The following is a 13,035-nucleotide window of genomic DNA, read 5'->3' as shown; positions in this document are numbered from 1 at the left end:
CTCAAGCGTGCCGAACAATAAGAATGATTGAGGGAGCGACAGGTGGCGAAACCGGCAAAGACAACAACCGCGGCGAAAGCAAAGGCCGAGGCAATATCGAAAGCGGTCAAGCCAAAAGCGGCCGCCGCCAAGCCGAAGACTACCGCGAAGGCAAGTGCGAAGCCGGCGACGAAGATCACGGCTGGAAAGACTGCCAAGCCGGCAGCCGGCAAGGCGGCGCCTGCCGCAAAGTACCCCACCGTCAAGCCGGCGGCGAAGGCAGTGCCAGCGCCCAAACAGGCGGCAGCTTCAGCCAGAAGATTGCCGAAGGCGATCACCTCGCTGACCGCCGGCCTGCCTGAAAAACCGTGGCTCCAGAGTTACCCAAAGATCGTGCCGGCCGAGATCGGCGCCCTGCCCTCCAGCTCGATCGGTGACTTTCTCGTCGCCGCCTGCAAGCAGTTTGCGAACCGGCCGGCCTTCGTCTGCATGGGCAAATCGATCACCTATGCCGATCTCGAGCGACAGTCGGCTGCGTTTGGCGCCTATCTGCAATCAAAGGGGTTGCAGAAGGGTGCACGTGTCGCGCTGATGATGCCGAACGTGCTGCAATATCCGGTGGCGATGATGGCGGTGCTTCGCGCCGGCTATGTCGTGGTGAACATCAATCCGCTCTACACGCCGCGCGAGCTTGAGCACCAGCTCAAGGATTCCGGCGCTCAAGCCATTGTCATCCTCGAAAATTTCGCCTGCACCTTGCAGGCGGTGATCGCCAGGACCGCGGTCAAGCATGTCGTGGTCGCCACGATGGGCGACATGCTCGGCGGGCTCAAGGGAACGATCGTCAACTTCGTCGTGCGCCGCGTCAAGAAGATGGTGCCGGCATGGTCGCTGCCCGGCCATGTCAAATTCAACGCCGCATTGAAGGCCGGCGCCGGCGTGACCTTCAAATCCGCCGAGGTCGTGGCCGGCGACATCGCCTTCCTGCAATATACGGGCGGTACGACCGGCATCTCCAAGGGCGCGATGCTTTTGCACAGCAATGTCTTGGCGAACGTCGCGCAGAACGCGCTCTGGGTCGAAGACGCCTACACGGTCAAGCCGAAACCGGCGCATATGAACTTCCTCTGCGCGCTGCCCCTCTATCATATCTTTGCGCTCACAGTGAACGCGATGATGGGAATGCAGCAGGGCGCGCAGAACGTGCTCATCCCCAATCCGCGCGACATTCCCGGCTTCGTCAAGGAGCTGCAGAAATACCCGATCCACATCTTTCCTGGCCTCAACACGCTGTTCAATGCGCTGCTCAATAATGAGGATTTTCGCAGGCTCGACTTCAAGCCGCTGATCCTGACGCTGGGTGGCGGCATGGCAGTGCAGAAGGGCATCGCAGAGCGCTGGAAGGCGCTGACCGGCTGCCCGATCAGCGAGGCCTACGGACTCTCCGAAACCTCGCCGGGGGCGACCGCCAACAAATTCAGCGACGGAGTCTACACCGGCACGATCGGGCTGCCGCTGCCCTCGACCGAGATCGCCATCCGCGACGACGATGGCAACAATTTGCCGCTCGGCGAGGTCGGCGAAATCTGCATCCGCGGACCGCAGGTGATGGCCGGCTACTGGAACCGGCCGGACGAGACCGCCAAGGTGATGACCGAGGACGGCTTCTTCAAATCGGGCGACATGGGCTTCATGGACGAGCGCGGCTACACCAAGATCGTCGACCGCAAGAAGGACATGATCCTGGTTTCCGGCTTCAACGTCTACCCGAACGAACTCGAGGAGGTGGTGGCGCAGCATCCGGGCGTACTCGAGGTGGCGGCGATCGGCGTGCCGGACGAGCATTCGGGTGAAGTGCCAAAGCTGTTCGTCGTCAAAAAGGACCCGGCACTGACCGCCGAGATGCTGACGGCTTATTGCCGCGAGAACCTGACCGGCTACAAGCGCCCCAGATATATCGAGTTCCGCACCGAACTGCCGAAGACACCGGTCGGCAAGATCCTGCGACGAGCGTTGCGGGGCTAGGCGCAGCTTGAGCGATTGCATCGTCGGCGCTAACGCCGTGGATATAGGTTCGCGGCCAGACCCGGCAGAGTTCATCCGGGCGCACATGCGGATCGCCCCCGTGCCCGCGCTTCCCGAAATCCGGCTTTACACCGCCCATCCGGGAAGCGGCCTCAGGCGGCTTCTCGAATGGAACCAACATGGGACCGAAGAAGACGAACCTGAACCGGAGCCACCGTACTGGGCCTATGTCTGGGCCGGCGGCGCGGTGCTTGCCCGCTACATAATCGACCGGCCGGAGACCGTGGCCGGGCGTCGCGTGCTCGACCTCGGCGCCGGCTCGGGCCTCGTCGGCATCGCTGCGGCGAAAGCCGGAGCCAGCGCGGTCGTCGCGGCCGAGATCGATCGTAATGGTGTGGTTGCGCTCAGCCTCAATGCGACTGCGAACGGCGTCGCTATCATGATCGTTGGCGACGACATCACCGGCGGTCCGCCGCCACCGGTGGACATCGTGGTGGTCGGCGACCTGTTTTACGCCCGCGATCTTGCCGGCCGGGTCGTTCCCTTCCTCGACCGCTGCCTTGCTGCCGGCATCGCCGTGCTGATCGGCGATCCGGGCCGCGCCTATCTGCCGCGCTCGCGGCTTCGCCTGCTGGCCGAATACGAGGTGCCGGATGTCGGCGAGGGCAGGAATGCGGCGATGAAACCGAGCGGCGTGTTCTCGTTCGGACCAGATAACTACGAGTCTAGACCGTCTCGCTGACCCGGGCCGCAAGAAAATCGGGCAGATCAGCCACCGAATCCAGGATGACGTCGGCGATCTGTGACAGCGATTCACGTGTGCCGGTGCCGGACAGCACGCCGATCGCCAGGCCGCAGCCGCCGGCGCGCGCCATCTCCAGATCGTGACGATTGTCGCCGACCATTGCGATCGTCGCCGGCCTGAGCCCTGTCAGATCCGAAAAGGCAAGGATCGTATCCGGCGCCGGTTTTGGATTGGCCACCGCGTCGTAACCATAGGCGGCTTCGAAAAGCTGCGCGACGCCCAGCGTGACCAAGGTCTTTTCCGCGCCGCTGGTCGAGTCGTTGGTGGCGACGCCAAGCCGGTAGGATTTTCTGTGAAGCAGCCCAAGCGTCTCGACCACACCCGGCAGCGCCACGGCCATCGCCGATCCTTGCGCCGAGGTGATGGCATTGAAGCGGGCGACGGCAAGCATCTGGTCCTCGTCGGACAGCCGCGGAAACCACAGTTCGACGACGTCCATGTTGGTCCCGGAGGCAAAGATAGAATCCGGCTTGAAGCGCCTGGTGGCGAAGTCGAAGCCAGCCGCCGCAAGCAGCCTGTCTGCCTTCCAGCGATCGCCTTCGGCCGCATCCATCGCCATGAAGTCGGCGATGCCCAGCCATGTCGCGTTGAAATCCACGAGCGTGCCGTCCTTGTCGAACAATATTCCCTTGATGTCCGCCAAGCTTTTCACTCCGGGCCGCGCAAGCGGTGAATGTATTCCACCAGTCCGGCAGTCGAGGCATCCCGCTTTGCGGCATTCTCCTTGCCTTCAACGACGGGCAGCAGCCCGGTCGCCAGTTCCTTGCCGAGCTCGACGCCCCACTGGTCGAAGGAGTTGATGTTGAACAGCGTGCCTTCGACGAAGACGCGATGTTCGTAAAGCGCAATCAGCCGTCCGAACGTGTGGGGGTCGAGTTTCCTGTAGAGGATCGTCACTGAGGGGCGGTCGCCGGAGAAGACGCGGTGCGGAGCAACCCTGTCGACATCGGCGGGCTTCATGCCTTTCGCCAGCATCTGCGCGCGGGCTTCCTCAAGCGTGCGGCCCTTCATGAAGGCTTCCGACTGCGCCAGGCAATTGGCGAGCAGAAGGTCGTGATGATGCTTCAGTTCCGGCTCGTGGCCGACGGCAGCGGCGAGGAATTCGACCGGAATGAAATCGGTGCCCTGATGCAGAAGCTGGAAGAAGGCGTGCTGGCCGTTGGTGCCGGGCTCGCCCCAGACCAGCGGGCCGGTCGGCGTCGTCACAGCGCCGCCATCCAGGGTGACGCTCTTGCCGTTCGATTCCATGTCGAGCTGCTGCAAATAGGCCGGCAGCCTGGACAGACGCTGATCGTAGGGGATGACGGCGCGAGCCGGATATTTGCAGATCACGCGATGCCACCAGCCGATCAGCCCAATCAGCGCCGGCAGGTTCTTCGCTAGCGGCGCGGTGCGGAAATGCTCGTCCATCTCATGGGCGCCGTCGAGAAAGGCGCGAAAATCCTTAGGGCCTATGGCGATCATCACCGGCAGGCCGATCGCACCCCAGACGGAATAGCGACCGCCGACCCAGTCCCAGAAGCCGAAGACGCGGTCGGCTGCGATGCCGAATTTGGCGACCAGGTCGAGCGCCGTCGAGACGGCGGCGAAATGCTTGCCGACCGCTTCCTTGCCGAGCGCCTTCTCGACCCATCTGCGTGCCGTCTCGGCATTGGTCATCGTCTCAACCGTGGTGAAGGTCTTGGAGGCGATGATGAACAGGGTGGTTTCGGCGGAAAGACCCTTCAACGTGTCGTGGATATGGGCACCGTCGATATTGGACACGTAATGCGCGCGCGGCCCGTCATGATAGGGCGCCAGCGCCAAGGTCGCCATGGCCGGGCCGAGATCGGAGCCGCCGATGCCGATGTTGACGATGTCGGTGATCTTCTTGCCGGTCGCGCCGGCCGCCTTACCGGAACGCACCGCGTCGGCGAAGGCGCCCATCGCGTCGAGTACGCCGAGGACTTCCGCCTTCACGTCCTGGCCGTCGAGCACGATGCCTTTGCCGGTAAGGTTACGCAGCGCGATATGCAGCACGGCGCGGCCTTCGGTGACGTTGATCTTCTTGCCAGCAAACATCGCGTCGCGCCGGCCTTCGAGGTCGGCGGCCTCAGCTAGGTTCTCCAGCAACTCCATCGTCCGCGCATCGACCGCGCATTTCGACCAGTCGAGCAGCAGGTCGCCGTCGCTGGCGGAGAATTTCTCGAAGCGCTGCGGATCGGCAGCGAAAGCCTCGCGCATCGAGCCCGATTTGGCCGCACGATGATCGCGCAACGCATCGAGCTGCTTTTGAAAGGACGATTGATCCACTGCTTCGCTCCGGTCTCTTGAATGTATCTTATCAGGCCGGATGTTTCCGGCGCGTGTCGTCGCGGCAAACTATCGGGTCGAATTCCATCCGTTTCAATGCGCAGCGATGCCGCAGCGCAGCGTGGGCCGGCGCAAAGGATCACTGGCATAAATCCCAGCGATCAGAAAAATTGATTGGCGCAACACCTTGTGCCACCGGTACATTCGACTGGTCCAGCCAAGTGAAAAAAGCTGGCCATCGAGGAACATCTCCCATGCCACAGCGAAACGACACGGCCATATGGTCCGGCCTGTTCCGGATTTCGGCGGAATCCGGTCAGACCCTGCAGGCGCAGATCCGCCAGGCGATCGTCGCCGCCATCCTCGACCGGCAGATCGCGGCTTCCATGCCGCTTCCGTCCTGCCGGATTCTCGCCGAAAAACTCGGCGTAGCGCGCGGTACCGTGGTGCTGGCCTTCCAGCAGCTGGTCGACCAGGGCTTCCTGGTGGCGCGCGAGCGCCGCGGCCACTTCGTCAATCCCGAAGTGCTGGCGACGCCGGCCAAACCGCACCAGAAGGCGCCCGACCAAGCCAACGAGATCGACTGGAAGGCGCGCCGGCAGATCGCGGCGAGCGACATGCCACCGCCGGCCAAGCACGACAACTGGATCAAATCGTCCTACCCCTTCGTCTATGGCCAGTTCGACCCGGCGCTGTTCCCGACCGCCGAATGGCGCGAGTGCAACCGCATGGCGCTGGCGGTGCTCGAAATCCGCAACTGGGCGTCCGACATGGTCGACCGCGACGATCCGCTCCTGATCGAGCAGATCCAGGCACGGCTGCTGCCGCGACGCGGCATCTTCGCCAATCCGGACGAGATCATCGTGACGCTGGGCGCGCAGAACGCGCTTTACATGCTGGCGACGCTGTTGATGACCAAGGGCTCGAAGGTGGCGATGGAGGACCCGGGCTATCCCGATGCACGCTCGATCTTTCGGCTGGCCGGCGCCGACATCCTGCCGGTTCCGGTCGACCACTCCGGTATCGTAACCTCGGCCATTCCCAATGATTCCGGCTTCGTCTTCGTCACGCCCAGCCACCATTGCCCGACCATGGTGCCGCTGTCGGCGGAGCGGCGGCAGGATCTTTTGGCGCGCGCCAACCGCTACAACCAGATCATCATCGAGGACGGATATGACAGCCAGCTCCTGGACGAGGCGCCGCAGCAGGCGCTGAAGAGCCTCGATCGGTCCGGCCGCGTCGTCTACGTCGGCTCGATGTCGAAGACGCTGGCTCCCGGCCTCAGGCTCGGCTACATCGTCGCCTCGGCCGGGCTGATCTCCGAGCTTCGGGCGCTGCGCCGCTTCATGCTGCGCCACCCGCCGGCAAACAACCAGCGCGCCGTCGCATTGTTCCTGTCGCTCGGCCATCACGAGGCGCTGGTGCGGCGGCTGTCGAGCGCCTTCGACGAGAGGCGCAAGCGTCTGGTCCATGCGATTTCCGCCTTCCTGCCGGAGTGGCGCTCGACCGATTCGGCCGGCGGCACGTCGCTCTGGCTCGAGGGACCGCGCGGCACCGATTCGCGTGGACTGGCGGAGGCCGCGGCCTCGCGCAGCGTCATCATCGAGCCTGGCGACCGCTTCTTCGACCGCACCGAAAAGCCATCGCGTTTCATGCGCTTGGGCATTTCCTCGATCGCGTTGCAGCACATCGAACCCGGCATCCGCGAACTGGCGACGGCAGCTGGACGCAGGCCGGCAGCGGCTTGATTACCCTCCTCCGATCGGAGCTGCCGCATGTGGTGCGGCTCCGGTTCTTTAGCACCTTGGCATATGCGACGGGATCGGCTGGCACATAGGCTGTGCCAATGCCGGCGGCATAGTCGGAGTAGATAGGGGACGAAGCAGGCAGATGGTGGACCAACCGCCGCGCCCGCTTCGCAGCTAAAGTTGGAGTGCCTTCATGCCGGTGGCCCATGAGAAGCAGGACGTGTCCGCAGACCAGCGTTCGCGACGATCCGGCGGGCGCGAGGCGCGCCGCGCCATGCGAGCAGCACCGCTTGCCGACGACGTCAAGCCGGTGCGTGCCGGCCTCGAAGGCGGAAGCTACAGCCCGCTCAGCGGCAATGATTGCGAACGTATCCACGAGGCCGTGCTTACCCTTCTGGAGACAGTCGGTTTCGCCAACGCCATACCCTCCTGCATTGAGGCACTGACCAAGGCCGGCGCAACGCTTGGCGAGGACGGCCGCCTGCGCTTTCCTCGCGCTCTGGTGCTCGACACGATCAAGAAAGCGGCGCGGCATTTCACCCTGCACGGCCAGGATCCGAAGCACGACATGGTGATCCAGGGCAAGCGTGTGCATTACGGCACGGCTGGTGCTGCGGTGCATCTTGTCGATGTCGAAAAGCGTGAGTATCGCGAGTCGCTGCTGCAGGACATCTACGATGCGGCGCGCCTGGTCGAGGGGCTCGACAACATCCATTTCTTCCAGCGGCCGATGGTGCCACGCGACATCCCCGACCCGCTCGACATGGATTTCAACACGCTCTACGCCTGCGTCATGGGCACGTCGAAGCATGTCGGCACCTCGTTTACCGTGCGTGAGAACGTCAAGCCGGCGCTCGACATGCTCTATGCCATCGCCGGCGGCGAAGAGAATTTTCGCGCGCGGCCTTTCGTCTCCAATTCGAACTGTTTCGTCGTGCCGCCGATGAAGTTTGCCGAGGACGCCTGCGGCGTGCTCGAAGCCTGTGTCGAGGGCGGCATTCCGATCCTGCTGCTGTCGGCAGGCCAGGCAGGTGCGACGGCACCGGCGGCGATTGCCGGTGCCGTGGTGCAGGCGGTCGCCGAAGTGCTGGTCGGCCTAATCTATGTCAACGCCATCAAGCCAGGCCACCCGGCAATCTTCGGCACCTGGCCGTTCGTCTCGGACCTCCGGACCGGCGCCATGTCGGGCGGTTCGGCCGAGCAGGCGGTGCTGACCGCGGCCTGCGCGCAGATGGCGCAATTTTACGACCTGCCGGGCGGTTCGGCCGCCGGCATGACGGATTCGAAACTGCCTGACATTCAGTCCGGCTACGAAAAGGGCATAACCGACGTGATGGCCGGTCTTGCCGGCCTCAACCTGGTTTACGAATCGGCCGGCATGCACGCCTCGCTGCTCGGCTTTTGCCTTGAGAGCCTGATCATCGACAACGACATGCTCGGCCACTGCCTGCGCTGCGTGCGTGGCATCGAGGTGACGGACGAGTCGCTGTCGATCGACACCATCACCGATGTCTGCCTGAAGGGCCCGGGCCATTATCTCGGCAACGAGCAGACGCTGCGGCTGATGCAGACCGAATATTTCTACCCGGCCGTCGGCGACCGCTTTTCGCCGAAGGAATGGAATGAGAAAGGCAGGCCCGACATCTTGCAGCGGGCGATCATCGAGAAGAAACGCGTGCTTGCCGAACGCTTCCCGCGCCATGTGCCGAAGCCCGTCGACGACAAATTGCGCGCCCGTTTCGGCGATATGATCAAGCTGCCGCGCGGCAGAATGGGCGGCTGAGCGTTAGCCGCTCGCCGCCAGCAACAAGACGCCGGCCAGCGCCGATCCGGCAAGCGTCGGCAGCATGCCGATTTTCAGCTTCAGAATGGCGATCATCGAGGCACAGGAAAGCAGCGCCGCGCGCCAGTCTATCGATGAAAGCACCGGCACGTCCATTCCAAGCCCGACATTGCGCACTTCGCCGAAGATGACGTGCAAGCCGAACCATAGAGCGAGATTCATGATGACGCCGACGACGGCGGCGGTGATTGCGCCGAGCGCCGCCGACAGCGCCTTGTTGCCGCGCAGCGCTTCGATGTAAGGCGCGCCAAGGAATATCCACAGGAAACATGGGGTAAACGTCGCCCACAGCGTGAACAGCCCGCCAAATAACCCGGCAAGCAGCGGCGCCAGCGAGCCCGACTGGCGGAAGGCGGCGACGAAGCCGACGAACTGCAAGACCAGGATGAGCGGGCCCGGCGTGGTTTCGGCAAGTCCGAGGCCGTCGACCATTTCACCGGGTGCCAGCCAGCCGAAGTACTCGACCGCTGCCTGCGCCACATAGGCAAGGGCCGCGTAGGCGCCGCCGAAGGTAACGACCGCCATGACACTGAAGAAGCCACCGATTTGCGTCCAGACGCTGGCCGAGCCGGTGACAGCCCAGACCAGCAGAACAGGCCCGAGCCAGATCGGCAGCCAGATCGCCAAGATGCGCGGCGCGTGCCATCGCGTCGGCCTGACGTGGGTCAGTTCACCGCGCTCGAACATCAGATCGACCGCGCCCTTGATGTCGGGAACATCGCCCTTGCCATGCGAAGCGCCGGAAAAAAATGCCGGCGCACTACGGTTGCCGATCCAGCCTGCCAGGCCGGCAAGCAGGACGATCAGCGGAAACGGCACGTTCAACGCGTAGATGGCGATGAAGGCGGCGAGTGCGATCGACACCATGACGGGGTTTTTCAGCGCGCGTCTGCCGATCCGGATCACCGCCTCGATGACAATGGCGAGCACGGTCGCCTTGACCCCGAAAAACAGCGCCGCGACGAGTGGTACATCGCCATAGAGCGCATAGAGGCTGCTCAGGACGAGCATGACAAGCGCGCCCGGCACGACGAAGAGAATGCCGGCAACAAGGCCGCCGACCGTTTTGTGCAGCAACCAGCCGATATAGATGGCAAGTTGCTGGGCCTCGGGGCCAGGCAGCAGCATGCAGTAGTTCAACGCATGCAGGAAACGCTGTTCGCCGATCCAGCGCCGTTCCTCGACCAATTCCTTGTGCATGAGTGCGATCTGCCCGGCCGGGCCGCCAAAGCTGAGCACGCCGATTTTCGCCCAGACTTTCACGGCCTGCCGGAAGCTCGGCACAACCGGCTCTTGGATCTCCGGCGGCTTTTTCGAAAGGACGGCGCTCACGAAGGCTTGCCCGCGCCGAGATTGCCCGTGCCGGCGGCCGGCCAGTTATGCGTCTCCTCGGTGGCATCGCGGCACCAGCGGAAGAACGCATCGTAAAGCAGCATGCCGGCCTCGAGCTGCTCCAGATCGTCGCGAAACATCCGTGACAGGCCAAGCGAGGCGGCCAGGAATCCGGCCGCCTGTGGGACAAGATCGAGGCTCGCAGTATCGGCAGCGCGTATGATCGTGGCGAGGCGATCGAGCGCTTCGGATTTTAGTCCGAACTCCTCGATCATGGTATCGAAGGTGCAGCGTTCGCCGCGGTGGCTCCAGAACACGTTCTCGATGTCGAAAGGCACGGCCTGAAAGCGATCGGCGACGGCCGCCACTTCGGCCGGCTCGACGAAGAGAAAGACCGCGTGAGGATTGATGAAGCGTCGGATCAGCCAGGGGCACGCGATGCGATCGACCTTCGGGCGCGTACGCGTCACCCAAACGGTGCGGCCCTTGGCATCGGCGGGCGGTATCTTGCCGGTGTGAACCAAAAGCCCCTTGGCATCGCGCCATGCCTCAAACCCGCCTTCGAGCGATTCGGCGGCAATGCCCTCGTGCCGCAGCCATGCGGCCACGCCTTGCGAGAGCTTTTTTCCCTGTTGGCAGACGACCGTCACTTGCTGGCCAATGAATTCGCCAGCCCAGGTGGCGACAGCCTTGAAGTCACGCCGGGTTGAGCCCGGCAACAGGCGCGGATCGGCGTTGTAGTCATCATCGGTGCGGACATCGATGATTGCGGGCGCACCCGGCAGCCCAATCAGACGAGACAGTTGCGATACAGTGATAGCGGTTGTTGACGGCATGGCGTCCACCTCCTTGAAAGAGAAGCTTGGACGCGAACGTTGGGCTGACGCCTCACGGGGTCGTCGCGATGCACCCCTTACGATGATCGTGGATTTGTCACGCCCGCTTGTCAAGCATTCCCGTTCTCGCGGGAGCAATCGCTTTTGACAAATGACCGCGTCCAACTCTGTGGCGGGCATTTCTCCCCGTTAGCGGGCTGTTAACGGGGAGAAATGAGGTGACCGTTACGCTGGCGACCTGACGGCTCGTGCGACGGACCCTGGTCAGTGATTGTCCCTCGGCACGCCGCTTGTATGAGCCACATCCTGGTACTTCACCGCCGGCTTCAGCACCATGCCTTCGGAAAACTGGTCGACCATGCCGCGCTGGATTTCCTGCCACGGCGTCTGGTGCTTCGGATAGTGATAGCCGCCATTGTTCTGCAGCTCGGCGCGGCGCCGCGTGATCTCGTCGTCGCTGACGAGGATGTCGGCGGTACCCTTGCGCAGGTCGATGCGGACGCGATCGCCGGTCTTCAGCAGCGCCAGGCCGCCGCCGATGGCGGCTTCCGGCGAGGCGTTGAGGATCGACGGCGAGCCCGACGTGCCTGACTGACGACCGTCGCCGATACAGGCCAGCGCGTGGATGCCCTTTTTGATCAGATAGGCAGGCGGCTGCATGTTGACGACTTCGGCGCCGCCGGGATAGCCGATCGGGCCGGCGCCGCGCATGAACAGGATGGTGTGCTCGTCGATGCCCTGTGCCGGGTCGTCGATGCGGGCGTGATAATCCTCGGGGCCGTCGAAGACCATGGCGTTGCCCTCGAACGCTTCCGGGTCCTTCGGGTTCGACAGATAGCGTTCGCGGAATTCGGGCGAGATGCCACTGGTCTTCATGATCGCCGAATCGAACAGATTGCCCTTGAGGTTGATGAAGCCGGCATTGGCTTTCAGCGGCTCGGCAACCGTGCGGATGACGTCGAGGTTCTCGTTGACGGCGCCGCTGCAATTGTCGCCGATGGTCTTGCCGTTAGCGGTCATGGCTTCCGGATAGGGCAGCATGCCGCCCTTCATCAGTTCGGCGATCACAGCCGGCACGCCGCCGGCATGGTGATAGTCCTCGCCGAGATATTCGCCGGTCGGCTGCAGATTGACGATGAGCGGAATGTTGAGGCCAACCTTCTGCCAATCGTTGTTGTCGAGCGGCACGCCGAGGTGGCGGGCGATGGCGTTGAGGTGGATCGGCGCATTGGTCGACCCGCCGATCGCCGAATTGACGACGATGGCGTTCTCGAAGGCCTTGCGGGTCATGATGTCGGAGGGCTTCAGATCCTCATGCACCATGTCGACGATGCGCTTTCCAGTCTCATAGGCGATCTGGCCGCGTTCGCGATAGGGGGCGGGGATTGCGGCCGAGCCCGGCAATTGCATGCCGAGCGCCTCGGCCAGCGAATTCATCGTGGTAGCGGTGCCCATCGTGTTGCAATAGCCGGTCGACGGCGCCGAGGAGGCGACGATGTCCATGAACTCGTCATAACCGATCTCGCCGGCCGACAGGCGCTGGCGCGATTCCCAGACGATGGTGCCGGAGCCGGTGCGCTTGCCCTTGTGCCAGCCGTTGAGCATCGGGCCGACCGAAAGCGCGATAGCCGGAATGTTGACGGTAGCCGCGGCCATCAGCATGGCCGGCGTCGTCTTGTCGCAGCCGATGGTGAGCACCACGCCGTCGAGCGGATAGCCGTAGAGCACCTCGACCAGGCTGAGATAGGCAAGGTTGCGGTCGAGCGCAGCTGTCGGCCGCTTGCCGGTTTCCTGGATCGGGTGGCAAGGAAACTCGAAAGGAATGCCGCCCATCGAGACGATGCCCTCGCGCACGCGCTTGGCCAGTTCGATGTGATGGCGGTTGCAGGGCGACAGGTCCGAGCCGGTCTGGGCGATGCCGATCAGCGGCTTGCCGGACATCAGTTCGGCCCGCGTCAGCCCGTAATTCAGGTAGCGCTCAAGATAAAGTGCTGTCATGCCCGGATTGTCGGGATTGTCGAACCACTCTTGCGAGCGAAATTTTTTCTTGCTGGTGGGGGCGCCTGCCATCGTGGTCTCCGTATTTGTATGACAAATCGATATGACAACGCGCGGGAGCAGGCAAGGGGCACGCGCCATCCGAATCCGCACTTTGGTGCGATAGACACACATCTG

At 63.5% G+C, this 13,035-nt stretch carries 9 protein-coding genes; 4 read left to right on the top strand and 5 right to left on the bottom strand.

The annotated features are described in order from the left end of the window. Positions 1-42 precede the first annotated feature (42 nt). Positions 43-2,004, top strand: coding sequence for a long-chain fatty acid--CoA ligase (locus NKH91_RS21105; protein WP_023717883.1), 1,962 nt, complete (start codon positions 43-45; stop codon positions 2,002-2,004). A gap of 85 nt (positions 2,005-2,089) precedes the next feature. Continuing rightward, positions 2,090-2,746 carry a class I SAM-dependent methyltransferase gene (locus NKH91_RS21100; protein WP_084642516.1) on the top strand — a complete coding sequence of 219 codons (657 nt, stop codon included), beginning with the start codon at positions 2,090-2,092 and terminating at the stop codon, positions 2,744-2,746. Here the strand turns inward: NKH91_RS21100 and NKH91_RS21095 are convergent. Together NKH91_RS21095 and pgi are read right to left on the bottom strand one after the other, a co-directional pair. After that, entirely contained in the window at positions 2,730-3,452 is a 723-nt protein-coding gene (locus NKH91_RS21095; protein ID WP_023717885.1) for an HAD family hydrolase, read from the bottom strand. The genes NKH91_RS21100 and NKH91_RS21095 overlap by 17 nt on opposite strands. Before the next feature lie 5 nt (positions 3,453-3,457). Next, complete coding sequence (gene pgi / locus NKH91_RS21090; RefSeq protein ID WP_352847062.1) at positions 3,458-5,101, bottom strand: glucose-6-phosphate isomerase; 1,644 nt, start codon at positions 5,099-5,101, stop codon at positions 3,458-3,460. 254 nt (positions 5,102-5,355) lie between these two features. Here pgi and pdxR point away from each other — a divergent pair, with 254 nt between their 5' ends. Together pdxR and NKH91_RS21080 are read left to right on the top strand one after the other, a co-directional pair. Continuing rightward, positions 5,356-6,849 (top strand): MocR-like pyridoxine biosynthesis transcription factor PdxR, encoded by a 1,494-nt coding sequence (gene pdxR / locus NKH91_RS21085; RefSeq protein ID WP_352847065.1) that lies wholly within the window; start codon positions 5,356-5,358, stop codon positions 6,847-6,849. A 193-nt stretch (positions 6,850-7,042) separates the two neighbouring features. Continuing rightward, a complete protein-coding gene (locus NKH91_RS21080; protein WP_352847068.1) occupies positions 7,043-8,632 on the top strand; it encodes a trimethylamine methyltransferase family protein in 1,590 nt (529 codons plus the stop codon). 3 nt (positions 8,633-8,635) lie between these two features. Here the strand turns inward: NKH91_RS21080 and chrA are convergent, their stop codons facing one another. The 3 genes from chrA to NKH91_RS21065 form a co-directional block, all read right to left on the bottom strand. Next, positions 8,636-10,024 carry a chromate efflux transporter gene (gene chrA, locus NKH91_RS21075; RefSeq protein ID WP_352847071.1) on the bottom strand — a complete coding sequence of 463 codons (1,389 nt, stop codon included), beginning with the start codon at positions 10,022-10,024 and terminating at the stop codon, positions 8,636-8,638. Next, positions 10,021-10,860 carry a chromate resistance protein ChrB domain-containing protein gene (locus NKH91_RS21070; protein WP_352847074.1) on the bottom strand — a complete coding sequence of 280 codons (840 nt, stop codon included), beginning with the start codon at positions 10,858-10,860 and terminating at the stop codon, positions 10,021-10,023. Before NKH91_RS21070 ends, chrA begins: the two co-directional genes overlap by 4 nt. A 264-nt stretch (positions 10,861-11,124) precedes the next feature. Next, on the bottom strand, positions 11,125-12,930 hold the full coding sequence (locus NKH91_RS21065; RefSeq protein WP_352483298.1) for an IlvD/Edd family dehydratase: 1,806 nt from the start codon (positions 12,928-12,930) through the stop codon (positions 11,125-11,127). Positions 12,931-13,035 lie beyond the last annotated feature (105 nt).

The sequence above is a fragment of the Mesorhizobium sp. M0894 genome (assembly GCF_040319725.1).
GTDB lineage: Bacteria > Pseudomonadota > Alphaproteobacteria > Rhizobiales > Rhizobiaceae > Mesorhizobium.
The sequence above is the reverse complement of the archived record's forward strand: the minus strand, read 5'-3'. Positions and strand labels throughout refer to the sequence as shown.